The sequence below is a fragment of the Pseudoalteromonas distincta genome (genome assembly GCF_000814675.1).
Lineage (GTDB): Bacteria > Pseudomonadota > Gammaproteobacteria > Enterobacterales > Alteromonadaceae > Pseudoalteromonas > Pseudoalteromonas distincta.
On sequence record NZ_JWIG01000010.1, the window covers coordinates 93,254 to 117,123 of the forward strand.

Genomic DNA, 23,870 nt, shown 5'->3' on the forward strand with positions numbered 1-23,870 from the left:
TTTTAAATTAAAGATTTTGTATAGGTTTATTTTTAAGGGTTTTGAGCCTTCATGTCAACCTTGAAAGCTGTTTTTTGCATTTTAAATTCGTTTTGTGGCTTTTTTTAATTTAAACCTGCAGAAAAACTATGTTTAATTGAGTTTACTGGCAGAAATTATGCATTTTAGGTTGTAAGTTCGATTTTAGATATAAAAGAGTGTGAGAGACCATTAGCTTTAATTGCATATGTTAACTATATGTTTTTATCGCATGTTTAAATTTCTATTATTAGGTATTATTGCTACATAATTATGTTTGAGGAAAACACAGTGAAAAAAGTGACGTTAATTGCGCTTTTAACTACGCTATTAAGCCCTATAGTGGCGGCTAATAACTTAAGTCCGCATGATATTGGTATAACTAACGAAGAGCGTATTTTATATTGGCTTAAAAAAAGAGACCAAATACCTTCAAGTGAGTTAGATAGTTCATTTAAGTCATATATGAGTAACAAAGACGTTGCCAATCACTCAATTAAAAATGGTTTTAGGCAATTTAAATCCTCTTCCAACGTTTTTTCAAACACAAATAAAAAACAGGTCGCTTTTTCAACGTCGCTAGTGCCAGATCAAAGCGTTAATGATGTAAAAGTGTTAGCTATCTTAATTGATTTTCCTGATCTTAAACATGACGACAATCAACTTGTAGAGCAAGACACCGACATGTTTTATGCTGATTATTCAACTGAGCACTATCAGCAAATGCTTTTTAATACTCAAGGTTATACAGGCCCTGATGGACAAAGCTTAAAAACGGCTGCTGATTATTATAAAGCGGCTTCGGGGAACAGCTTAAACTTTAGCGGGCAGGTATATGGCTGGGTAACCGCTAATAGCAATGCAAAAATATATGGTGAGCGCCAAGGCAGTACACGGGATATAAATGCACCTGCTTTAATTAAAGAGGCAGTGGAGAAGGCGGTTGCAAAGTTTAATATTAATTTAGCGGATTACGATTTAACTGATTTAGATGATATTGATGGCGACGGCATCCTTAATGAACCTAATGGCATTATTGACCATGTAATGGTATTTCATTCAAGTATTGGCGAAGAAGCGGGTGGCGGTTACCTAAGCACCGATGCTATTTGGTCGCACCGCTACTATGTATTTGATGAAAATAGCGGGCCGAGCGAGATTGCAGGCAGTAACATTAAGCTATTTGGTTATACCATTAACCCTATTGATGCCGGGATTGGTGTGGTTGTGCATGAGTTTGGGCATGATTTAGGATTATTAGATGAATACGACTTACAATCTAACACGGTAGGTGAGCCTGTCGCGTCTTGGTCAGTTATGTCGACAGGAAGTTGGGCTGGTTCGCCAAGAGGCTCAGAGCCAGTTATGTTTAGCCCTTATGCGCTTGAATATTTACAAAAGCGGTACCAGGGTAACTGGGTTAACCAGCTTACGCTTGATATGGATGAGATAGAGGCTAACTCACAGCAAACATTAATTAATACTGCGAGTACTTCACAACAGCAAAATCAAATAAAAATATCACTACCACCAAGGCTCGAAAAATTTAGGGCTCCAGTAGAAGGTGATTTTCAATACTATTCAAATACGGGCGACAATATTAGCAACAGCTTAGCTAATACAATAGCGCTACCAAGCACAACTGAGACACTTACTTTAAGCTTTATTGCTTATTACAGTATTGAGCGCGATTACGATTTAGTTCAAGTAAAAGTAGATGGCGAGCCAATCGCGAGTAATTATACGCAAGCGCTTAATCCATACTACGGTGATATTGGTCCGTATATCTCAGGTGATTCATTTCTTAATAGTGATGCTAAGCAACCTAACGGCTATTTGACCCATAAGTTTGATTTATCAGCTTATGCTGGGCAAACAATTGATTTAAAAATTGAATACATAACAGATGCGAACACACATTATTATGGTTTTGTTGTTGATGATATGCGCATTGAGCAAAGTGATACTTTAATTTGGCAAAATAATGCACAAGATCAAGTTAACACTGAGTTTAATGGCTTTGAAAAAGTAGGTAGTTACACATATGCATCGCCATCACATTACTATTTACAACTGCGTTCATACACAGGCGTTGACAGTAGTTTGCAAGCAGAGCAGTACTCACCGGGGTTATTATTGTGGTACAGCAATGAATCTCAAGCAGATAATAACACTACCGAGCATCCAGGCAGTGGTTTTGCATTAGTGGTAGATGCTGATCAGCGCTCGATAAATAAAGGCAGTACGCAAACTCCGGCTGCTTCAGCAATTCAAATACGTGATGCTGCTTTTAGCCTATATCAACAAAGGGCAGGGTTAGGTGATGATGATTTATCAGCTATCACCGGGTTTACTGATAAAACCGATTATAGCTTTGCAGCGCAAAAACCATCGGGTGTTGTGCTTCCACAGGTTGGTTTTGGGTTTAGTATTATAAGCCAGTCAGCAGACAGTGAAGATATAGAAGTAGAGCTTGCTTACGATGTTACTAAGGGAATTAATTTTACTAAAAACGGTTTAACCGTTAATTTTAATGTAGAAGGTTTTGCACTTACTCCTGCGGACAAATTTACGTGGAGTTTTGACGACGGGAGCTCCAGCACAGAGTTAACGCCTACTCATGAATACCAAGACTATGGCACTTATAACGTTGAGTTTATGGCAGATAATGGCACTTCACAGCAAGTAGCTGTAGCACAAGTTACATTAGTTGAACCATTAACTCTAAATGAAATTGAATATGAGATAAACCAAGGAACTTTAACCGCTGAGGCATCGCTTACAGGTGGAGTAGCTCCGTATACTTATAATTGGCAGCTAGGGGATGGAAGTACTTTAGCGACTCAATCGCTTACTTATAATTATTTGTACTCTGGTGATTACCAAGTAACGCTTACAGTGACAGATAACGAAGGCACTGAGCAATCAAAAGCGATTGATGTAACTGCTAATGTTCCGCTTAACATAAACGCAAACGCTATAGTTAGTGATTTAAGCGCACAATTTAATGCCCAAGTAACCGGCGGCTTTAATAGTTACACTTATAGTTGGGATTTTGGTGATGGCAGTGCGTTATCAAATTTACAAAACCCAAGGCATACTTATCAAGCTGACGGGACTTATAACGTAACGTTGAATGTTACTGATACTCAAACCAATGATACTTTTACTCAAGAGTTATCTGCTACTGTACAAAAACAACAAAGTAGTTCGGGTTCAAGTGGCGGATCACTGGCGGGGTTATTAGGATTACTACTGTTAAGTTTATTTAGGTTTAATACTAACCTGCATAAATACATTAGGTAGTAAACGCAGTTAGCAAACACAAAAAAGCCCGCTAAATTAGCGGGCTATTTAAATTAATAACAAATATTAATTATAAACGGTCAATTACTGATTGAGTGAAATCAGTTGTACCGTGGCTGCCACCTAAATCGCGAGTTGTACGGTCGCCTGATTTAATTACATCAGCAACAGCACTACGAATACGCTCTGCAGTATCGCCCATATTTAAATGCTCAAGCATTTGAATAGACGCTAAAATTACAGATGTTGGGTTAGCAAGGTTTTTGCCAGCAATATCTGGTGCACTACCGTGTACAGCTTCAAAAATTGCTGCGTCTTCACCAATGTTAGCACCAGGTGCCATACCTAAACCGCCAACTAAACCAGCACAAAGGTCAGATAAAATATCACCAAATAAGTTAGTCGTAACAATTACGTCAAACTCTTCAGGTGTCATTACCAGTTTCATACATGTTGCATCAACAATCATTTCATTTGATTCAATTTGTGGGTAACGCTCAGCTACTTCACGTGCTACTTTTAAAAACAAACCAGATGTTGATTTTAAAATGTTAGCTTTATGAACTGCAGTTACTTTTTTACGACCTTCGCGTACCGCTAGCTCGTATGCAAAAGTTACGATTTTTTCTGCGCCTTCACGCGTAATTATCGATTTTGCTTCTGCTTCATTACCGTCTTCACTTACTACTTGGCCAGCACCTGAGTACATACCTTGTGTATTTTCACGAATAGTAATGATATCAATATCGTCGTAACGCGCTTTAGTACCAACAAATGATTTAACTGGACGTACGTTAGCATATAAACCAAATTGCTTACGAAGTGTTACGTTAATAGATGTAAAACCTTCACCTACAGGCGTAGTTAATGGGCCTTTAAGAGTGATTTTGTTTTTAGCAATTGTATCAACTGTTTCTTGCGGTAATAACTCACCTGTTTTTTCAAGTGCAGCTAGGCCAGCATCAACAAATTCATAATCAAAGTCGCAACCTGCGGCTTTTAATATTTCAAGTGCTGAGTCGATAATGCTCGGACCGATGCCGTCGCCTTTGATCACTGTGATGGTTTGTTTGGCCATTGACTTTTCCTTTAAAGAGTTTGATTTGCACATAAATTATTACTCTGAGAGAGTAACCGCTTGTTAGAACATTTATGTGAACGTGCTTGAAAATTTAAGGGCGCATTTATACCAATTTATCACCCATTTTGCTAGTTTATACAAAAAATACTGGGTATACACGAAAGTTATAATGGGTATAAAGACATAAAATAGCTTCTAATAAACTAAATACTATTAAACAACTCAAGAGATTCTAATTGTTGATAAAAATCAGCTTGGTTATGCCACTTGAGTATTTTAAGCTGTTCATTTAACGTTTGCTGCTGCCACGGAGTTAGCGAAAGTTCAGGTTTAAACACATTTTGAGCAACAATCTTAAGTGTGATCCAAAGTTTATGGGCCTCAGTTAAGTGCTTTTTAGGTGTTTGCTCTGCCTCTAAGAGTGCTGCAGTCCATGGGTTGTCACTCAATAAATGAGTAAGCTGTTGTGTTAGTTGTTCAGTGTTAATTGAATTTACCCCAAAATAGGAGCAGATAGGGGCACTCAATGTTTTATTTGGTGTGTCGTCAATCAGTGTTTTACGAGAAAGTTGTGTACTGCATTGCGTTAATAAAAAATGGGCGTAAGCGTATAAAGGTAAAGTAATGTGCTCAAACTGGTCGTGATCATTTTTGCTAACCAATAAAGCCATTATTTTTACTAATCCATTTAATCTGTTAGTCACGTAGGCTTGCAATGGATGTGGGGTAACATTAACTAATTGTTCAAAAACAACCCGTTGAATTATTGCAGGTGCATTATAATAACCGACCATCGATAAACTATGTTTTAAGTCTTTTGCGGGCTGATGTTCTTTATTATATGGTTTTACAGCCTCACATAAATTAGCAATTACGAGAGGGTGAGGCACCATCAGCAGGCTTAATCCTTTATAGCTGTATTCGTGCTGTAACTTAATATTACTTATTAGCTCAAGTAAAGATTGTGCCTTATCAACCTCAAGCTCACTTTGTGGTTTTACATGTTCACTGTTAAATACTTTAAAGCTAATGGTTTTATCAGTGCAATGCCATTGTTTTGGATTATCGTTAAGCGTTGCTTTTACTCTGTACCAAGTTAATTTATTTGGATTTGCTGTACTAATTAAAACATGCCGTTGTTGTGCATCAGTTGCTAAATAAATCATGGTTTGCTCAGCGTATAAAACGCGGCTTCCCGGTAATAATGGCCCTAAATGCGCTATTAGTGATTTAATTAATTGCAGTGCGAACAAGTTAGGTGTGCGAATGTACAAATCGGTAAGTGCTTTATATAAGCTAATATGTTTATTAGCCGTGTTGCTCGTAATGTTCATGCTAATAATATTTGCTAAAGCAATTAGCGTTATGCCTCCATCGTAAAGCATTATTTTAGGAGCACTTACCAATGCTTGTTTATACTTATTTAATTTAGCTAGTAACTGCGTAACAGGTTTGGCTGAATCACCACTAGCTAACATTACTTTTGCTGCTAACTGATGACGCATTTTCCAAATTTTTTTATCAGAATCTTGAAAAGGTGTTTGCTCGCAAAGCTTGTTTAATTGCGCTCCAACACATAAATGCTCAATGAGAGTAGCGGCTATGTATAGCTCACTTAAGGCACTATTATAATTTTGAGATTTACACAGGGCAGCAGTTATGACGCTCTGACTAACAACTAAATTTGTTGCATAAGAATAACTTGGGTTATAAAGCGTCAATCGGGATTGTAATGCGAATGGCTGTTTGCTGTAGAGCACTCTATATTGCTCAGCTAGCTTACTTGCCATTGGATATAGAGCTGTCCATTTTTGTTTATTGTTATAATAGCTTAAAAACAGCTGCGTATTATTAAGCAGCTGCTCTAAGGTAGTTGAAACAGCTTCATCCATTAAACCTTCACCTAATTTTGTTCTTGGTATTTATTGTATGCACTCGGGCCCCATAAAAACAGCTGCCCATTTTTAAATAATAGGCCAGTACATTCATCCATAGTGGTAATACCGTCAGATGTTTTATGTTGTGTACGATAAAAAACTATCTGAAATACTTGTTCACCATCTCGTTTGGCATAAGTAAGATCGGGACTGCCTAAGTAATCAAGAACACTATTTAGTGTTGTTGGTTGTTCAAGTGATAGTTTTTCAATGTAACGTTTATTGAAAGCCTCTCGGTCTTGCCAAATCATAGCTTGAGGATCGTCTTTATAAAAGGTAATCACCAATGCAGCTATCAGTGCATATAGCCCTAAACCTAAAATTAAATATCGGATAAATTTTTTCAATATGGCTTACTCTGACTCCGGTAACTAATATCAGTATACGTTTTGTAATGTTTAGAGGCTATTAACTTGCGACTAATTAAGTCTTAACTGCTTTAAACTAAAACCTAAATTTATATCGGTGCGTAAACTAACCAAGTGCTTTGAAATTACGTACATATCCATATTAGCGGCTAACTTTGCTTTAATACTCGAGCTTAGAGACTCATCTACGGCTGCTTGTTCAATTGAATTATAGTTATTAACTATTTGCTGCGCAGACTTAGTACCTATTCCTTTAACTCCCGGAATATCATTTGTTTTATCGCCCGCTAATGCCCAAAAATCAACGAGTTTATTTTGCTCAACACCAAAACGCTCTTTTATACTTGTCTCATCTAGATAGAGCTTTTTAAAGTAATCGTAAACTGTAATGTAAGGGCCAATATAAGGTAAAAAGCCTTTATCAGTAGAAACAACAGTGCTCGTTATTTGATTATTTGATGCCTTAAAGGCAAGCGTTGCAATAATATCATCAGCTTCATCGTTAATAGGCTCAAATACTACAATACCTGTTTCTTCAATTGCGGCTTTAAAATGCAATAGAGCATCTTTTAATACTTGGGGCATTGGCGCGCGTGAGTGTTTGTAGTCTTTATAAAAATGATAACGCCAGCTTTTGTCACCATCGAACACAGCAATAGCATGGGTTGCATTACTTGTATCTAAAAGCTTTTTACAGGCGTGGGCTACACGTGCACAGCACGTTTGTATCATTTGCTCGTCGCTATGATGTTTTTGATTCGCGTCAACGGCGTAAATGCGCCTAATTAAATTAAGCGCATCAATAAGAAGTAAATGGGGTTTCAAACTATAAAACTCATGCTTTTATTTTGTAACATGGAACATATTTACTACCAGGGAGCTTCATGCGACCTTGAAGAACAAATGCCTGTAATAATTTATCCATATTTGTCATAAGGGCAGGTTCGCCACTTAAAATGTATGGACCGTTTTGTTTAATGGCTTTAACGCCTTCGTCTTTTACATTACCAGCAACAATACCAGAGAAAGCTCTACGCAAATTAGCCGCGAGTAGCTGTTTAGGCTGATCAAGGTGTAAATCTAGACTTGCCATATTTTCATGTGTTGGTGCAAAAGGTTGTTGAAAGTCGTTATCTATTTTTAATGTCCAGTTAAAGTAGTAGGCATCACCTTCACTTTTACGGTAATCACGAACATTAGCCATCGATGACTTTAGTTTTTGACCGACTAATTCAGAATTATCAATAATTACTTCAAACTTATCCAACGCTTCCTTACCAAGGGTCATTTCAACGAACTCGCATAGCTCTTTAAAGTACGCCTCGCTTTGTTTGGGGCCAGTTAAAATAACAGGTAAACATTGTTTAGTATTATCTGGGTGCAACAATATGCCTAATAAATATAACAACTCTTCAGCAGTACCTGCGCCACCAGGAAAAATGATAATTGCGTGAGCTGTTCTAATAAAAGCTTCAAGGCGTTTTTCAATATCAGGTAAAATAACGAGTTCGTTTACAATAGGATTTGGTGGCTCGGCAGCAATAATGCTTGGCTCTGTTAAACCTAAGTAGCGATTATCGGTGTTACGTTGCTTTGCGTGGCCAATAGTTGCGCCTTTCATTGGGCCTTTCATAGCACCAGGACCACAACCGGTACAAATATTTAATCCACGTAAACCAAGTTCGTAACCTACTTGTTTTGTGTACTTATATTCAACCTCGTTTATTGAATGTCCGCCCCAGCAAACAACCATGTTAGGCTCGCTTTTAACACGCAGCGCACCTGCATTTCTGAGCATATCGAACACCATATGGGTTATGGCTTTTTGCTCTTTTAAATCTTTTTCGTATTTTTGACAAATAAATAAAATATCACGAATAACAGAAAATATATGTTCGTGAATACCGGTAATTATTTCGCCATCAACAAATGCGGTTTCGGGTGGGTTTTCAAGCTCAATTTTAATACCTCGCTCGCGGCTTACTAAACGAATATCAAAATCTTTGTATTTGTCGTATATATCGTTACTGTCGTCGGTATGGCTACCTACATTGAGGACTGCAAGTACGCAGTTTCTAAATAATTTATAACGCTCACTAGCAGACGATTGCTCTAATAAATCAACTTCTAATTGCGACAGTAAATCTAAAACACCAGTTGGGTTTAACTGTATTAACATAGACGTGCTCCTACTACTAAATCGTAAAACTACTTGTCATAAAAGTTATAATAGCTATGACATTATTTACTGGTACAAAGTCTATCTCGCCCTGAATTTTTGGCTTCGTAAAGTGCATCATCAGCTCTATCAAATGCCTTTAATAGGGTATCGCCTTTTTTAAATTGAGTTGCACCTACCGAAATAGTGATCTCAATTTGTTTTTCTCTAAATTTAAAAGGTATATTTTTAATTACCTTTCTTACTTTATCCAGGGGTAATGTTGCGTTTTCTAGCGACACACCTGGCATTAATAGCACAAATTCTTCACCGCCATAACGCGCTATAAAATCAGACTTTCTTACCGATTTTTGCAACGCTTTTGATATAACTTGTAAGGTAATATCACCTGCGGTGTGGCCAAATCTATCATTGATAGATTTAAAGTGGTCAACATCAATAACTGCAAGCGTAACATCTGATGGCTGCACATTAAACAAATGCATTTCGTGACTGTAACGTTCATCAAATGCAGCTCGGTTAGGCAGTTTTGTAAGCCCATCTAGTAAGCTTTTAAAGCGCTGTTCATTTAAGCGTTTTTTATAAGTTGTTAACTTACCTTCTAAAGTACCAATCCGATTATTTATTTGACCAAAGCTTGCGCTAAGCATTTCTCTGTCTTTTCGTTCTAACTTTTCTTTTGCTATAAAATCTTCGCTTATTGATTTTAATTCGTTATCTACGAGTTCTTTTAAAGATGAGATTGATGTAGCTTTTTGCGTTTGCTCATTAAGATTTTTTATTTTTAGTTCAATGCTTTTATTAAGTGAGTCAAACTCAACTTCCATAGACTCAGAGTGCTTGCTAGTTGAGACGATAGAGTTATGAAGATCTTCGAGGGTTTGATTTAATGAAACTAAAAAGCTTTGCGCGGATTTACGCTCTTTACTTATATTTTTTACCACTACATCAATAATACTAATTGCAACATCGAGTAATGAATCGATTGAGTCACTTTCTGTAATATTATTTTTTATATTATTAATTTGTAGCGTAGCTTCTTCTTCAAGTATAAGTTCATTTGCGAGCTCAAGCAGTTTTTTTGCACGCGCCTGTTTTACAGGGCGCTGCTGATCAACTTGAGGGTCTTGCTTGGTAAGCAACGCTTCATGATAAAAGCTAATAAGTTGATCAAGTAGCGGAATGTAACCATGAGTTGAATGAACGTTATTAATCTCGTGATCGAGTAAATTTCTTAGAGTCCTACGAGTATCGTCAGGTAAACCTTTGGTTTTTTGTAATTGTTTACCGGCACTTTGCACACTGTTGTATAAATTACGTTGCTGAGCTTGTTGAATCGATTCTTGCTTTTTAAGTAGGACTAAAGTTTCACTAATAAGGGGAGCAAGGTTTTCAAAACTCATGCCTTTATTAAGCGCACTTCTAAATTTGGCGAGGCGATTATCTAACTCGATATCTAGTCCTTTACAGCTCAACGATAGTTTAGCTGTAAAGTCACATAGAACATCTACTTGATGTTTACGAGCACTCTCAACAGCCATACGCGCATCAATTGCTTGTTTTAGCTTTTTATCTGTTGCGTTAGATCTTTGTGACACCTAAGCATACCGCCATCAAATTAATTTCATTATCTTCAGTTTACAACAAATTTTTATTATGTGTAGTAATCTAGTAAAAAACTTAGAAATTTTAATAAGCTACTACTTATAAACTCGTATATAGGGTCATTTATCGTATTTAATTCACTTTTAAATAGGGGCTTGTTAGTCTTGTAAGCAATTAAGTTTCCACTAAGAGTCTCTATGAAAAAGTTATTAGCCCTTTCAATTTTAGCTGCATGTTCAGCGCCTGTATTTGCCGATGTAAATTATTCTTTAGAAATCTCGCAACCACAGCATCATTTAGGTGATGTAAGTGTTGAATTTCCAAAAACAGCGCAAGCACACCTTGATATAAAACTTCCTGCGTGGCGCACGGGTCGCTACGAAATGTTAAACCTTGCAAATGGCATTCGCTACTTCAAAGCCAAAGATGAAGATGGCAAAGAACTAAAATGGGAAAAAATAGATCACAGTACATGGCGTGTACATCTTAATGAACCTACAGAAGTAAATGTTGACTACCAGGTGTATGCAAATGAGCTTGGTAAGCGTGCTCGCCACATTGACGACAGCCATGCATTTATAGATGCGTCAGGCTTTTTTATGTTTAGTGACTCGTTTCGCCAAGAGCCTGTAACCGTTAATTTAGACGTGCCTAAAAAGTGGCGTTCTGTATCGGGTATGAATAATTTAAAAGGCAAAAATTCATTTAAAGCAGCCGATTACGATGTACTTGTTGATTCACCAATCGAAACGGGTATTAACCAACTACACACATTTGAAGTAGAAGGGCGTGAATACGAGTTAGTTATATGGGGCGATGGTAACTACGATGTAGATCTAATGCTTACCGATCTTAAAAAATTAGTTGCCACGGGTAATGTAATTTGGGATGGCTATCCGTATGAGCGTTATGTATTTATGGTGCATGCAACATCAGGTGCGGGTGGTGCAACAGAGCATTTAAACTCAACAATTATTCAACGTCCACGCGATAGATTTGGTAGCCGCGAAGATTACCTAGGTTTTATTAGCACCGCTGCGCATGAGTTTGTTCATACATGGAATGTTAAAGCATACCGCCCTCAAGGTTTAGTGCCATACGATTACACTAATATGAATTACTCTAAACTGCTGTGGATTGCAGAAGGTTCAACAAGTTACTTTGAAGATCATTTATTAGTGCGCTCAGGCATTCAAACAACGGATGAATTTTTTAAAGTGATGAGTAAAACCATTAATCGTCATTTACAAACACCGGGCCGTGAAGTGCAAAGCGCAAGCGAAACAAGCTTTGATAAATGGATTAATCAAGGTGGCGATCATGCACGTAACTACAGCACCAATATTTATTCAGAAGGTTCGTTACTTTCACTTGCTTTAGATATCGACTTACTAGAAAAAAGCCAAGGTAAAATAAGCTACCGAGACGTACACAAAGCACTTTATAACAATCATAAAATGCCCGCTGGATTTACAGATACAGATGTACTTAATATCTTAAAAGATTTAACAGGACGTGATTATTCAAGCTGGTGGCAAGAAAATGTAGAGTCGCCTGCAAGTATTAACTTTGACGATTTACTTACTAAAGTAGGTTTAAAGTTTGAGCGTCCTGAAAAAGCAAAAGCACTTGCAAGTATTGATGCTACCGCTAAAAACACGGGTGAATTACTGACGTTAAGTTATGTACGCCGTGGTGGCAGTGCGTGGAAAGCGGGTTTAACTACCGATGATAAAATTGTCGCTATAAACAAACATCACGTAGGTAAAGATTTAAAAACCAGCCTAGAAACGTTTAAGGCAGGCGACAAAGTAACCGTTGACTATCTTCGTCGCGATGCACTTGAAAGCTTAACATTAGTATTATCAGAAGATTTTGATAAGCCTAAAAAAGTAGTTGCTGATAAAGAGGCAACGCCACAGCAAAAAGCGCTTTTCAAAGCATGGATTGGCGTGGAACATCCAAATGATGTGACAAAAAAATAAATTTAGTTTTTATAGCGTTTAAATACAGTTAACAATTATTAAAAAAGAGCTTCGGCTCTTTTTTTGTTTTGTATAATGGCGTATATAATGTACATGGAAATTTAATATTAAAATTAAATTTAATTATTATTTGGTGTTTTTTATTACTAAATAAAATTACTTATGGATATAGCCTCAAAATGAAATTAGACGACGTTGCTTCAGACTTAACCAACCAATTTGTAATTAACGACTATTTGCATCAGTTATTTGATGCGGTAAATGTAATTTCTGTTCAAGGTTATGACAATGAACGTCGTGTTATTTATTGGAATGAAGGCAGTGAGCGACTTTACGGATACACAAAAGAAGAAGCCATAGGGCAAAAAATAGAAGACCTTATAATTCCAGAGCCGATGTGTGAATTTGTAATTGACGCACACAGTGATTGGGTAGAAAAAGACATAGAAATTCCAGCATCCGAAATTACCCTAAAAGGTAAAGATGGCGAAAGTGTATCTGTTTTTTCTAGCCATGTTATGCTTACAAATCAATATAATACAAAACAAATGTATTGCATTGATATTGACTTATCTGAGGTTAAAAAGGCACAAGCAGATGCATCATTTAATGAGGATATGCTAAAAACTATTTTTGAGGCAATTCCTGACTTATTTTTCTTGATGGAAAATGATGGAACTATTATTGAGTATCATGCCAGTAATGAAACAGATCTCTATACCAAGCCCAAGCAATTTATTGGTAAAAAAATGGGAGATGTACTCCCGCGCGATGTAGCCGAAAAATTTGAAACCTATATCAGCCTTGTATTAGAAAAAGAGCAGATGATGAGCTTTAAATACGAGCTAGCTTTGCCCCATGGGCTCGTTTTTTTTGAAGCAAGAATAAATAAAATAACAGAACATAACCAGTTAATGGTTATTATTCGAGATATTACCGAACAGCATAAATCAGATGAACTAATTAGACATCAAGCGTATTACGATAGTCTAACTTTACTTCCAAATCGTTTTTTAGCACTTGATCGTTTGTCGCAATTACTTATTGAAGCACAAAGAAATAACGAAAAAGCAGCGGTACTGTTTTTGGATTTAGATGACTTTAAAAAAATAAATGATTCCTTAGGCCATGAAACAGGAGACAAACTTTTAATTGAATCAGCGCAAAGGCTGCAAGAGGCATTGCGTAAAGACGACACGGTAGGGCGCCTAGGTGGAGATGAGTTTATCGTATTACTGCGAGGTATAACTGATCACCATGCAGCGCTAAAAATTACTGAAAAACTGGTCAATAACTTTAGAGCCCCTTTTAAAATAGAGGGCCGGGAACACATACTAACAGCGAGTATTGGTGTAGCCATATACCCAGAAAATGGTACAACCGTTGCTGATTTATTACGAAATGCTGACACTGCAATGTATCAAGCAAAATCATATGGTCGTAATACTTATTCATTTTTTACTAAAAAGATGAATGTAATTATTCAGCGCCGACTCGTAATAGAAGAGCAGATGCGTGGCGCCCTTGAACGTAATGAATTCGAGTTATTCTACCAGCCCCAATTTGACGCCAAAAATAAACACATCATTGGTGCAGAAGCGTTATTACGCTGGCATAACCCTGTGCTAGGTAATGTAACTCCCGATGAGTTTATACCTATTGCCGAAAATACAGGATTAATTGTACCCATTGGCAAGTTTGTAATTAGCCAAGCATTAGATTTTTTAAACACATGGCAAAGTACTTGTAAACGCACACAGCAATACACCATGGCTGTTAACTTATCTCCTCGCCAATTTAGGGACGTAGGGCTGCTCAGTTTTATTCAAAACTCATTGAGTGAAGCAAACGTAAATCCCGAAAATTTAGAGCTTGAAATAACTGAGGGAGTGCTGATGAGTTGCCACACTAATGTTGTTGATATACTGACTGAAATAACAGCATTAGGCATTAACTTATCAATGGATGACTTTGGTACAGGTTATTCATCGTTAAGTTATTTGAGAGAATACCCTTTTAATGTACTCAAAATAGATAGAAGTTTTATTGACGGTATTGTACTAAACAATGAAGATTGTAATCTCGTAAAGGCAATTATTGCCATGTCGCACAGTTTAGGGCTGACAGTGGTAGCCGAAGGCGTAGAAACAAAAGAGCAGCTTACTTTATTGAACGAATTAGGCTGTGATTTTATGCAAGGCTTCTATTTTAGTAAACCCATACCAGCAAAACAGTTTCTTGATTTTTCGATGAATTTTGATAATAAGTAAGATTAAACACTTGATTGTAACAATTCATTGCACGGCTATTGACCTCATTAGCTACTGACGAGTAACCTGTTATAGAAACAAATAAAAAGGATTCTATAATGCGTTTAAAACCTCTTGTAGCTACATTAGCAGCCACATTTTCTTTATCACTTGCAAGTAGTGCCATAGCCGACGAAGGCATGTGGCAACCACACCAACTTCCAGAGTTAGAATCAATTTTAAAAGCCAAAGGGCTTGAAATTGATGTTGAATCTATTTCTAAATTAACCGAATTCCCAATGAATGCGGTAATTAGCCTAGGTGGCTGTACAGCATCGTTTGTATCGCCTAAGGGTTTAGTTGTGTCAAACCATCACTGTGTTTATGGCTCGGTGCAATACAATTCAACACCTGAAAACAACATTTTAGAAAATGGCTTTTTAGCTAAAAGCCCTGCTGAGGACTTACCAGCAGCGCCGGGTTCACGCGTATACGTCACAGAAACAGTTACTAATGTGACTGACAAAGTTAGTAAAGGTATTGAAGAACTAAGCGGTAAAGCACGCTACGACGCAATAGTAAAAAACGAAAAAGCGCTAGTAGCCCAGTGTGAAGCCGACGAAAGCTACCGTTGTAACGTGTATTCGTTTCATGGTGGTTTAGAGTTTTACCTAATTAAGTCACTTGAAATTAAAGACGTACGTTTATCTTACGCACCAGCTATGGGCGTAGGTAAATACGGTGGCGATATAGATAACTGGATGTGGCCGCGCCACACAGGCGACTTTGGTTTTTACCGCGCTTATGTAGGCAAAGATGGAAAACCAGCAGAATACAGCGAAGACAACGTACCTTACGTACCTGACTCTTACCTAAAAGTAAGTGCTAAAGGCGTGCAAGAAGGCGACTTTGTAATGGTTACAGGCTACCCAGGGCGTACTAATCGCTACCGTATAGCAACAGAGGTAGATAACGTATTTAACGACAGCTACCCTAAAGCACGTGTTCATAACTCAAAATACGTGTCGCTTATTGAAGAAAACTCAGAAGACGGCAGTAAAGCGCGTATTGCTTACGAAAGCACCATTGCAGGTTATAACAACTATATTAAAAACTATGGTTCGATGATCGAAAGCTTCAAAAAAGGCACTATGCTTGAGCGCAAAAAACAGTTTGAGCAAGAGTTAACACAATGGATCAATAGTGATGGTGAGCGTAAAGAGCAATACGGAAGCGTATTAGGTGAGCTATCTGAGCTAATTGCACAATCACAAGAGCACAGTGAACGCGACCGAATGTTAGGTTATGTACATCGCTCACAGATGATCAGCACAGCACGACGTTTATACCGCCTAGCTTACGAAAAACAAAAGCCAAATAGCGAACGTGAATCTGGTTATCAAGAACGTGACTTACCTCGCATTAAAGCAGGGCTTGAGCGCATGACGCGCCGTTATGATAGCAAAGTAGATAAAGCTATTTTACTGCACTTTTTAGAGCTGTATGCAGCACTTCCAAAAGAAGAGCGTTTCAGCGAGGTTGATAACGTATTTAAAGTACAAAATGGGTTTGATAAAGCAACCCAAAGCGCGTTACTTGATAGCATGTATGAGCAGTCAAGACTCGATAATGCCACTGTTCGCAATTCATTATTTGAACAATCGTTTAGCCAGCTAAATCAAAGCCAAGACCCATTTGTGCAATACGCTAAAGCAATATTTAAAGTAATGAAAGCACAGGAAGATAAATCAAAAGCACTTGCAGGTAAATTACAAGCAGCTCGCCCTGAGCTAATGAGCGCAATAATTGCGTTTAACAAAGCTAAAAACAAACCTGTATACGCCGATGCCAACAGCACATTACGAGTAACCTATGGCACCGTAGGTGGCTACTCACCTCAAGATGGCTTGGTAGCAACACCTTTTACCTCGCTTGAAGGGTTACTCGCTAAAAACACCGATGTTGAACCATTTAATGCACCTAAAAAGTTACAAGAGCAAATTAAAGCCAAGCTTTACGGTGATTACACGGGTGGCATGAATACAGTACCCGTTAACTTTTTATCAAATGTAGACACTACCGGTGGTAATTCAGGTTCGCCAACACTTAACGGTAAAGCAGAGCTTGTTGGTTTACTGTTTGACGGTGTTTACGAAAGTATTATTGGTGACTGGGATTACAACCCTGAGCTCAATCGCTCAATCCACGTTGATTCGCGCTACATGCTGTGGGTAATGGATAAAGTAGATAATGCACAAAACTTGTTAGACGAAATGACAATCGTAAAATAAGTAATTAGTGAGATAACAGAAGGGCGCTTACTGTAAAGGAAGCGCCTTTTTTGTTGGTATTTGATTCGCTTATTTATGACTGCTAAGTGCCATGATCGGATATTAGTAACGCCTCGCTAATGAGGTCAAAATGCTTGGCTAAAATCAGGAAGAGAAGTCGCCAGCCAAGCTTTAAACGTCCATTTTAATGCGTATGTTGTTCTTTATATTATATTTCCCGCTTTTCAATGATTCGGTTAGGTTCTGCTCTGTTGGTGTTGCAAGAGTGCCTAACGGAATGCAAGAAAACTCTAGTTCAGTGGAACCAAGCTTAGCTGGTGCAGCAGGAGTGACAGTCTCTTTTAAAACTTTGATTTCTAAATTTTGTTCAGCGCAAAACTGTCTAGCCTCTTTATAAACAGCAGCTTTATTTTCAAGGGAAACTCCAAGACCAGGCGAACCGTCTTTTTTACCAACGTAATAACTATTTTGCCCTAGAGGTACTACACCAGTGCTTTTGCACCCTACAATAAAAATAATCCCTAGTAATATACATGAGTATTTAATCAATTAATTTCTCCATAACCTATTATTTATCACAGAACTTATATGCTGGCGCATCTTTGTTCGTTTTAGAACACTGCTATGTAAAGTTTAGTCGCTTACTTTTCAAAAGTGCCACAATCAGACGGTGGCACAATAGCCTCTTGTTAGAACAGCGACATTAACAATATGATTAAATCTATAAAAGAGCGAGCCACGACTGCAATAGAGGAAAAATATATTAAACATAAAATTATTGCTGCCAACTCTAAATATGCAAATTCAATAAATGTTGAAGCTTTGGGTTCTCGACGCGCTAAAAGTTTAAATAAACCAGCTTTTGGTAAATGAAATATTAAATCATTTATTTTTAGCGATTTATAAGTATTTATGGTAGCAATAGGTATGACTACTAAAAAAACAATTAACAACGTGATTTGATAATATTGTGAAAGACCTTGATTCATCATATTTTCAGTTTCGTGTAAAAATACCTGTGCGGATACCACAATAATTACCTGCAAGTATATCGCTAAGCCAAACACTACTATTGCCCAAGTCCCCAAAATGATTGCTACTTTTGTGTTAAATTTACGAAGCTTTGGAGTTATCTTACTGTAGCTACGTTGAGTATGAATTACCGCGAATAAAAAAATCGTGGTTAGTAACTTTAAGAACCAATCAAAGTATTCGTTTCCAGATTTCTCTATTAATAGAACTCCAATTACAGCTGTCACTACAGAAAAGAACCTCCATTTAATTTTTTTATCTTCATCAATGGAAGACCAAATTTTTTCAGTTAAACCTTTAGATTTTTTCATAGTTGCTCTAGCGAGGCTGTAGAATAACTTCAACAACCAAAATTAATAAAAAAACGAAATCCTGCAATTAACGCTAAGCGTTTTCAAAGCATTGGGTAATGCATTTGGAACCCATAAAACAGGATATTTTTCTTAAAAAAGAGTAATTACAGTCTCAACGTACGCTTAAGGCGTGAATGAATGTGTGCAAAAAATTGTTGTGAAGCGAAAATGGTACGTATTTACGAATCGCGCTTTAAACGTTCGTTAAATTGCTAGCTACCCAAAGCTGATACTAAAAAAGATCCAATAGACGCAATGCTACCTGCATGTGGTAAGGATGAAATGAGCGTATTTACAACAGCTTTACTTGGTTTACTTGATGAAAACTGTTCCTCGATAGTGTCAACCACCTCCAGAGCATCCTGCTTTTCCTGAGTGGACTGCACTAAGCGATTAATCTCGGAGCGTAGTAATTCGATATGTTCAGCAACAGCTGAATTTTCGTTAACTACATTTGTTGAGTTATCAGTTGAATGGTTGTTTACACGAGAGTTAGGACCATTCAAATTGTAAGTGATACTTTGAACTGCTTTCTCAGCTTCAGGTAACCCAAGATTTTTATGCTTAATATAGTAACCTGCAGGAATAACTGAGCCTCCTTCATGGAAGCCAGGATCTATAACTTCATACGTTTCAATGCCACCATTCGACATTTTACGTTGAATGAGATCACCAGTTTCAATCAGAATATCACTACGCTGGATAACCGTTTTTTTTGATTGAACACTAGCTTGAATATCTTCGTATTTTCCACCGTTCTGTTTAAGGACAGTGACCTTGTCTCTCATGAGATTTGATAACATATGAACTCCTATTGCAATTTAACAGCTTTATCAGAGGACACTTTACCTATTTTAGCGCGAAAACATCCTTATTGTATGAGTTTCTATTAATAGCAAATAGTGTAAGTTATTGCCATCTATAAATATTAAGCTTAGGAAAGGTTATTTTACTATGTGAAAAAGGAGAAAGTTTCCTCTTATTCTGACTAAGTTAATGACGATTCACTTGAACGACCGGTTTTCGCTCTTATCCGCCTTTAACTTAAATCAAATCACCTCAACATCTTTTAATATATTTCATGTGCATTTTATAACCAAGAAGTGCTAGCTTAGTGGTAAATTAATTGAAGGAAATAATTATGAAATTAGAGTCATTAACACTGCACCACGGTTACGAATCTGAGGCTACGACCAAATCGGCAGCCGTGCCTATTTATCACACTTCTTCTTATACATTTGATAACACGCAGCATGGTGCTGATTTATTCGATTTAAAAGTACCTGGAAATATTTACACCCGCATAATGAACCCAACTAATGCCGTACTTGAACAACGTATTGCCGCGATGGAAGGGGGCATTGGTGGGCTTGCTGTTGCCTCTGGAATGGCCGCTATTACGTATGCTATTCAATGTTTGTGTGAAGTCGGTACTAATATTGTAAGCACCAGCCAAGTATATGGTGGGACGTATAACTTATTTGCTCATACACTACCTAGGCAAGGTATTGAAGCGCGCATGATTAAAGCCGATGACTTTACCGCGTTCGAGAATGCAATTGACGACAACACTCGCGCTGTTTTTTGTGAATCTATTGGTAACCCGGCAGGTAATATTGTTGATATTGAACGTTTAGCACGTATTGCACACAGCAAAGGTGTGCCGCTTATTGTTGATAATACCGTGGCTACGCCGTATTTATGCCGCCCATTTGAGCTGGGCGCCGACATAGTGGTTCACTCACTTACAAAGTATATAAACGGGCACGGTACTGCCATTGGCGGCATGATTGTCGACTCAGGAAAATTTGATTGGAAAGCGAATGCTACACGTTTTGCAATGATGAACGAGCCCGATCCGTCGTATCACAACGTGGTTTATACCGAAGCTTTTGCTGAAGCTGCATTTATTGGACGTTGTAGAGTAGTGCCACTTAGAAATACTGGCGCAGCGCTTGCGCCTAAAAACGCATCTGACATTTTAATCGGCCTTGAAACCTTAGGCTTAAGAATGGATCGCCACTGCGAAAATGCACAGCAGCTAGCTGAGTATTTAGAAAATCATCCAAAAGTGCTTTGGGTTAATTACGCAGGGCTTAAATCAAGCCCGTATAACGAAATGAGTCAAAAAATTACCAGTGGTAAAGCATCGGGTATTTTAAGTTTTGGTATTGCTGGTGGCCTAGAAGCGGGTACTCGTTTTATTGATGCGCTAAACATGATTTTACGCTTAGTTAATATTGGCGATGCCAAGTCGCTTGCGTGCCATCCTGCGTCAACCACACACCGCCAATTAAATGATGAAGAGCTTGCTAATGCGGGTGTAAGTCGCGATTTAATCCGTTTATCGGTTGGTATTGAAAACATTGCTGACATAATTGCCGATGTAAGCCAAGCGCTCGATAAAGCATAGTTACCTCACTACCTTTCATAAAAACTTTAAAGCATAAAAAAGCGTTAGTTGAAAATAAACTATCGTTTTTTATGCTTTTCTAAAACCAATTAACAACTATACACCCTTATTTTATATACATTTTTTATAAAACCTCCCTAAGAATTTTATATTTCTATCGTTTGTTTTTCATTCAAATGTCAATTTTGTATTGACACTAAGATTACTTACTACTACATTTGTAACAGTACCACTACAAGTGTAGTAATAGGAGCGACAATGAAACTTAGTGATTTTGAAATGGATATTATGCAGCTGCTCTGGCAGGAAGAACCCTGTACCGCGAGTCAACTACATAAAGTGCTTTTAGCTGATAAGCAAAAAGATAAAAAAGTAGCCTATACAACAGTTAAAACTATTGTAGATAGGTTAGAACACAAAGGGGCGATTGAGCGCTGTGGACATGAAGGGCGAGCTATTGTTTTTAGAACAATCGTGACTCAAGACACATTATCGGGGCAAGCTATGCCTAGTTTTATGCAACGATTTTTTAAAGGTAATTCTCGTAGTTTAATCGCCCACTTTATCAAAGAAGAAAAGCTAAATGATGAAGATATAGAATATTTACAAACGCTTTTAAAAAATAAAAAGTTAGATTAAAGGAGAGGGTAATGACGGATTATTTACTAACTTGCACACTTATTAGCTTATGTATTTTGCTTACAGTAAAAGGGCTAAAAAATGCCCCAGCACGATTAAACTTTTACATTTTAATGACTGCCTTGGCATGTTGGTTTGTCCCTTGGCAATATTTTTCCCAGTTATCCTTATTTGAAGGGGCAAATCGTTACACATTCAACGTGGCGCAATTGATTCCCGATGTTAAAGCATTAATACCAAATGCTGAACAAGTAGCAACTAAGGACGAATTACAAAGCGATATTGGTATATGGGACTTATTGCCATCACTTAGTAATGTTTTTATGGTTTTAGTTTTAGCTGGTTTTGGATTGTTTTCATTACGCATGAGCCTTTATGTAAAGCTTATAAAAAACTTATACATTAACTCAAAGCCAAGTCCTGAACTTAAACACATTAACAATCAGTATCCAATTAGACTAACAACCCATACAGAGCCTGCTTTTGCTACCGGGTTAATAAAGCCTGTTATTTGGCTAGAGTCGACGATGGTAAATCGTGAAGAATTAGATTCAGTCATTCAACACGAGGTAACTCATTTACAACAAGGTGATATTTATTGGACGTGGCTTATTTGTTTTATAGAAAGCGTTTTTTGGTGGAATCCTATTTGCTTAAAGTTAACAGGTTTAGCAAAAGAGCAACTCGAACTTAGCTGTGATGAGTTGTGTATGCAGAAGCTAAAAGGTAAATACCAATTGGATTTAGCCAGTTTATTGCTACAAGAGCAAAGTGCTAAAAGCTCGCCTAACTTTTTTACCCCCCCACTTTTGAATATTGCTCATTCTAAGAGTTTTAATATTCAGAGGATCAAAATGTTAAACAAGGAAAAAACAATGAAAAGTAAATATTTGGTTATGGTTGCGGCGGCAATGTCTTTTAGTGCTTTAGCTGCAGCGCAAATTGTAGATGGTAGTTCAGATAACAAGCAGCCAAGTAATAATACGTCTCAGGCTCCTGTTAAAAGTGAAGAATATAAACAACAACTTGCACAGCTTCTAAAAAGTGCTGCTGGGGCAAAAAGTGATACCCCTGAACTGTTAAACCAAGCTGCGCAAGGCATTCAAGATTGGCACTTGAATAGAGACAAACTTACGGGGTTTGAAGAAGCTGAAATCAAGCTACAAAGCTTTAGGTTGCTAAATCACGTTTACTCTAAACTTGAGCAATATGAAGACATATTGAGTGCTTACGAAAAATGGTACGAGCCGGGCAGTAACCCACCTTACTTTTTAAAAAATTCACTAGCAACGGCCTATATACAGTTAGGGCGTTATGAGCTTGCTGTTGCAGAGCTTGAAGATTTATCAAAACAGCTTGAAGGTAAGCTACATGTTGGCTCTGCTGATAACTTAGCACTGGCATACATTTACCTTGATGATTACGATAAAGCGTTGAAAACCCTAGAGCAGGTTGATGCAAAAGACGATGTATACGGAAATATCCTTAAATATTATGTTTATGATAAACAAAATAACCGTAAAAAGATGGATGAAATTAAAAGTAAAATACCAGAAGCATTTGCAGTTACCCCCGCGTTATTACCACAAAGCGGCCTACCTGGTTCGCAATTGTTGAGATTGCTATAAATACACGCTGTAATGAGGCTCAGTTTTTGAGCCTCTATTTAACAATTAGTTACTACTTTAAATCTGCTCGTGGTGTTTCTAAAATCGCTTTTTTTTCATCTTCAGATAATATTATCCAATCAAAAATTTCTTCGTTAGTACGCCCACAACCGGTGCAGTAACCGCTGCGCCTTTCGCATATTCCTAGGCAATCAGTTTTAAATTTAGATTGTTTTTTGTTTTGATTTAATTGGCGCATATTAAAGTCCTAACGGTGGTGCAATTTCAAAGCGAGTAGAAAACCCAATACCTTCTTGATTAGTAGCAAGTGTAATGACTGGGGTTTTAGTATCAAGGACAAAGGTGCTGTAAATTGAACTTGCTGTTTCTTTTTGGCTTTCCAACCAACCTGTTTTGGTTAAGCATTGGCGTAATTGCTTAGCCAGTTTTTGATGAGACTTTATTGTTTGCGTTTGTGTTTTAACAGGTGTTTGGCATTGGTAGCTTGCTTGCTCTGACTTATTTAAAGTAACCGTACAGTTTGCTCCAATTATATGAGTATTAGTACGCCATTGATTAGTAAACTGGTTATTTACTTTATCTGTTTTGATTGAATTAAAACCAGAATCATAACTGCTTATAAGGTTATTTATGGTGCTGCATTCATCGGGTGTTACTGTGGTTTTTACAGACTGATTCTTTGTAGTAGTGGTTGTTGTAGTCTGATTAGTTTTGCTGGTACAGCCTGCTAAAATAAATGCGACAATAGAAGGAATAATATAGTTTTTCATAGTTCACAGTAACCGA

General features: G+C 37.4%; 18 protein-coding genes. 7 read left to right on the plus strand and 11 right to left on the minus strand.

All coding sequences use genetic code 11. The features are described from left to right. Positions 1 to 309: 309 nt before the first annotated feature. Positions 310 to 3,324, plus strand: coding sequence for an immune inhibitor A domain-containing protein (locus QT16_RS07530; RefSeq protein WP_039487664.1), 3,015 nt, complete (start codon positions 310 to 312; stop codon positions 3,322 to 3,324). A gap of 70 nt (positions 3,325 to 3,394) precedes the next feature. Here the strand turns inward: QT16_RS07530 and QT16_RS07535 are convergent, their stop codons facing one another. The 6 genes from QT16_RS07535 to QT16_RS07560 all read right to left on the minus strand — a co-directional run bounded on the left by QT16_RS07535 (position 3,395) and on the right by QT16_RS07560 (position 10,487). Next, complete coding sequence (locus QT16_RS07535) at positions 3,395 to 4,402, minus strand: isocitrate dehydrogenase (protein WP_039487666.1); 1,008 nt, start codon at positions 4,400 to 4,402, stop codon at positions 3,395 to 3,397. A gap of 206 nt (positions 4,403 to 4,608) precedes the next feature. Further along, positions 4,609 to 6,297 (minus strand): hypothetical protein, encoded by a 1,689-nt coding sequence (locus QT16_RS07540; RefSeq protein WP_039487668.1) that lies wholly within the window; start codon positions 6,295 to 6,297, stop codon positions 4,609 to 4,611. 11 nt (positions 6,298 to 6,308) lie between these two features. Then, the gene (locus tag QT16_RS07545; RefSeq protein ID WP_024596929.1) at positions 6,309 to 6,692 is read right to left on the minus strand and encodes a DUF3192 domain-containing protein; all 384 of its coding nucleotides are present in this window, start codon (positions 6,690 to 6,692) and stop codon (positions 6,309 to 6,311) included. A gap of 69 nt (positions 6,693 to 6,761) precedes the next feature. Beyond that, positions 6,762 to 7,535, minus strand: a complete 774-nt coding sequence (gene xni, locus QT16_RS07550) for a flap endonuclease Xni (protein ID WP_039487670.1) — start codon at positions 7,533 to 7,535, stop codon at positions 6,762 to 6,764. A gap of 10 nt (positions 7,536 to 7,545) precedes the next feature. Further along, entirely contained in the window at positions 7,546 to 8,889 is a 1,344-nt protein-coding gene (ppnN, locus tag QT16_RS07555) for a nucleotide 5'-monophosphate nucleosidase PpnN (RefSeq protein ID WP_039487673.1), read from the minus strand. Between the two features lie 62 nt (positions 8,890 to 8,951). After that, positions 8,952 to 10,487: a GGDEF domain-containing protein gene (locus QT16_RS07560; RefSeq protein ID WP_039487675.1), complete on the minus strand. Its 1,536-nt coding sequence runs from the start codon at positions 10,485 to 10,487 to the stop codon at positions 8,952 to 8,954. 204 nt (positions 10,488 to 10,691) lie between these two features. On the opposite strand from QT16_RS07560, the gene QT16_RS07565 reads away from it, so the two are divergent. The 3 genes from QT16_RS07565 to QT16_RS07575 all read left to right on the plus strand — a co-directional run bounded on the left by QT16_RS07565 (position 10,692) and on the right by QT16_RS07575 (position 17,019). After that, positions 10,692 to 12,479, plus strand: a complete 1,788-nt coding sequence (locus QT16_RS07565) for a M61 family metallopeptidase (RefSeq protein ID WP_039487677.1) — start codon at positions 10,692 to 10,694, stop codon at positions 12,477 to 12,479. 179 nt (positions 12,480 to 12,658) lie between these two features. Beyond that, positions 12,659 to 14,749 carry a bifunctional diguanylate cyclase/phosphodiesterase gene (locus tag QT16_RS07570; protein ID WP_039487679.1) on the plus strand — a complete coding sequence of 697 codons (2,091 nt, stop codon included), beginning with the start codon at positions 12,659 to 12,661 and terminating at the stop codon, positions 14,747 to 14,749. 98 nt (positions 14,750 to 14,847) lie between these two features. Then, a complete protein-coding gene (locus tag QT16_RS07575; RefSeq protein WP_039487681.1) occupies positions 14,848 to 17,019 on the plus strand; it encodes a S46 family peptidase in 2,172 nt (723 codons plus the stop codon). A gap of 171 nt (positions 17,020 to 17,190) precedes the next feature. On the opposite strand, the gene QT16_RS07580 is transcribed toward QT16_RS07575, so the two are convergent. The 3 genes from QT16_RS07580 to QT16_RS07590 form a co-directional block, all read right to left on the minus strand. After that, entirely contained in the window at positions 17,191 to 17,568 is a 378-nt protein-coding gene (locus QT16_RS07580; protein WP_052201237.1) for a hypothetical protein, read from the minus strand. A 140-nt stretch (positions 17,569 to 17,708) separates the two neighbouring features. Then, positions 17,709 to 18,362, minus strand: coding sequence for a hypothetical protein (locus tag QT16_RS07585; RefSeq protein WP_039487683.1), 654 nt, complete (start codon positions 18,360 to 18,362; stop codon positions 17,709 to 17,711). Between the two features lie 254 nt (positions 18,363 to 18,616). Then, complete coding sequence (locus tag QT16_RS07590; protein ID WP_039487684.1) at positions 18,617 to 19,207, minus strand: hypothetical protein; 591 nt, start codon at positions 19,205 to 19,207, stop codon at positions 18,617 to 18,619. 338 nt (positions 19,208 to 19,545) lie between these two features. On the opposite strand from QT16_RS07590, the gene QT16_RS07595 reads away from it, so the two are divergent. The 3 genes from QT16_RS07595 (at position 19,546) to QT16_RS07605 (ending at position 23,084) form a co-directional block, all read left to right on the plus strand. Further along, positions 19,546 to 20,817: an O-acetylhomoserine aminocarboxypropyltransferase/cysteine synthase family protein gene (locus tag QT16_RS07595; RefSeq protein ID WP_039487687.1), complete on the plus strand. Its 1,272-nt coding sequence runs from the start codon at positions 19,546 to 19,548 to the stop codon at positions 20,815 to 20,817. Positions 20,818 to 21,075: 258 nt separating this feature from the next. Continuing rightward, positions 21,076 to 21,456 (plus strand): BlaI/MecI/CopY family transcriptional regulator, encoded by a 381-nt coding sequence (locus tag QT16_RS07600; RefSeq protein ID WP_004586391.1) that lies wholly within the window; start codon positions 21,076 to 21,078, stop codon positions 21,454 to 21,456. Positions 21,457 to 21,467: 11 nt separating this feature from the next. After that, a complete protein-coding gene (locus QT16_RS07605) occupies positions 21,468 to 23,084 on the plus strand; it encodes a M56 family metallopeptidase (protein ID WP_039487692.1) in 1,617 nt (538 codons plus the stop codon). A gap of 52 nt (positions 23,085 to 23,136) precedes the next feature. On the opposite strand, the gene QT16_RS07610 is transcribed toward QT16_RS07605, so the two are convergent. Continuing rightward, positions 23,137 to 23,322: a DUF1289 domain-containing protein gene (locus QT16_RS07610; protein WP_039487694.1), complete on the minus strand. Its 186-nt coding sequence runs from the start codon at positions 23,320 to 23,322 to the stop codon at positions 23,137 to 23,139. A 1-nt stretch (position 23,323) separates the two neighbouring features. Beyond that, the gene (locus QT16_RS07615; protein WP_039487696.1) at positions 23,324 to 23,854 is read right to left on the minus strand and encodes a hypothetical protein; all 531 of its coding nucleotides are present in this window, start codon (positions 23,852 to 23,854) and stop codon (positions 23,324 to 23,326) included. Positions 23,855 to 23,870: the final 16 nt, after the last annotated feature.

Excerpts from the sequence above, each read along its gene's own strand:
- QT16_RS07615 (WP_039487696.1), bottom strand. The coding sequence starts at position 23,854 with ATGAAAAACTATATTATTCCTTCTATTGTCGCATTTATTTTAGCAGGC.
- QT16_RS07570 (WP_039487679.1), top strand. The coding sequence starts at position 12,659 with ATGAAATTAGACGACGTTGCTTCAGACTTAACCAACCAATTTGTAATT.
- QT16_RS07575 (WP_039487681.1), top strand. The coding sequence starts at position 14,848 with ATGCGTTTAAAACCTCTTGTAGCTACATTAGCAGCCACATTTTCTTTA.
- QT16_RS07610 (WP_039487694.1), bottom strand. The coding sequence starts at position 23,322 with ATGCGCCAATTAAATCAAAACAAAAAACAATCTAAATTTAAAACTGAT.
- QT16_RS07595 (WP_039487687.1), top strand. The coding sequence starts at position 19,546 with ATGAAATTAGAGTCATTAACACTGCACCACGGTTACGAATCTGAGGCT.
- QT16_RS07565 (WP_039487677.1), top strand. The coding sequence starts at position 10,692 with ATGAAAAAGTTATTAGCCCTTTCAATTTTAGCTGCATGTTCAGCGCCT.
- QT16_RS07535 (WP_039487666.1), bottom strand. The coding sequence starts at position 4,402 with ATGGCCAAACAAACCATCACAGTGATCAAAGGCGACGGCATCGGTCCG.
- QT16_RS07585 (WP_039487683.1), bottom strand. The coding sequence starts at position 18,362 with ATGAAAAAATCTAAAGGTTTAACTGAAAAAATTTGGTCTTCCATTGAT.
- QT16_RS07540 (WP_039487668.1), bottom strand. The coding sequence starts at position 6,297 with ATGGATGAAGCTGTTTCAACTACCTTAGAGCAGCTGCTTAATAATACG.
- QT16_RS07590 (WP_039487684.1), bottom strand. The coding sequence starts at position 19,207 with ATGTTATCAAATCTCATGAGAGACAAGGTCACTGTCCTTAAACAGAAC.
- QT16_RS07600 (WP_004586391.1), top strand. The coding sequence starts at position 21,076 with ATGAAACTTAGTGATTTTGAAATGGATATTATGCAGCTGCTCTGGCAG.
- QT16_RS07605 (WP_039487692.1), top strand. The coding sequence starts at position 21,468 with ATGACGGATTATTTACTAACTTGCACACTTATTAGCTTATGTATTTTG.
- ppnN (WP_039487673.1), bottom strand. The coding sequence starts at position 8,889 with ATGTTAATACAGTTAAACCCAACTGGTGTTTTAGATTTACTGTCGCAA.